Below are 950 nucleotides of genomic sequence, written 5' to 3'. Positions count from 1 at the left end.
GGCCTGGATGAGCTGGCGGCGTTGAAGTCTGAAGTCGTCGGGCAAGGTTTGTCTCCGTGTCGTTGTTGATGCGTGGGCGGGCGGGCGKCTCAAGCCGCGCGGCGCTGGCCCTGGCCGGCTGCCAGGCACTCGCAGACGGCCCGTGTGACGTCCGCCGTGGTGGCACTGCCGCCGAGGTCGCGGGTGTGAAGCACGGGGTTGGCCGTGGCGTGCTCGATGGCCTGCATCAGGCGAGCGGCGACCGCCGTCTCGCCCAGGTGTTCGAGCCGCTTCACCACAGACCAGAAGGTGCCGACCGGATTGGCCAGGCCCTTGCCCATGATGTCGATGGCCGAGCCATGGATGGGCTCGAACATCGACGGGTAGCGGCGCTCGGGGTCGATGTTGCCCGTCGGTGCGATGCCCAGGCTGCCGGCCAGCGCGGCTGCGAGGTCGCTCAGGATATCGGCGTGCAGGTTGGTCGCGACGATGGTGTCGAGCGAGGCCGGGCGGTTCACCATGCGCGCGGTGGCGGCGTCGACGAGTTCCTTGTCCCAGCTGACGTCCGGAAACTCCTTCGAGATCTGCACGGCGATCTCATCCCACATCACCATCGCATGGCGCTGGGCGTTGCTCTTCGTGACGACGGTCAGCAGCTTGCGGGGCCGCGACTGGGCCAGCTTGAATGCGAAACGCATGATGCGTTCGACGCCGGCGCGCGTCATCATGCTGACGTCGGTCGCCGCCTCGATGGGATGGCCCTGGTGCACGCGGCCACCGACGCCGGCGTACTCGCCCTCCGAGTTCTCGCGCACGATCACCCAGTCGAGCTGCTCGGGCGTGCAGCGCTTCAGCGGACCGTCGATGCCGGGGAGGATGCGGGTCGGCCGGACATTGGCGTACTGGTCGAAGCCCTGGCAGATCTTCAGGCGCAGGCCCCACAGCGTGATGTGGTCGGGGATGTGCGGATC

Annotated in this window: 1 protein-coding gene; it reads right to left on the bottom strand. The window is 68.3% G+C overall.

All coding sequences use genetic code 11. The features are described from left to right. Positions 1–89: 89 nt before the first annotated feature. Positions 90–950, bottom strand: an 861-nt coding sequence (locus AC1DTN_RS37375; RefSeq protein ID WP_477925144.1) for an isocitrate/isopropylmalate family dehydrogenase, incomplete at its 5' end; no start/stop codon positions are given.

The organism is Rhizobium sp. 01T444 (assembly GCF_056398305.1).
This window is presented reverse-complemented; position numbering and strand designations above follow the sequence as displayed.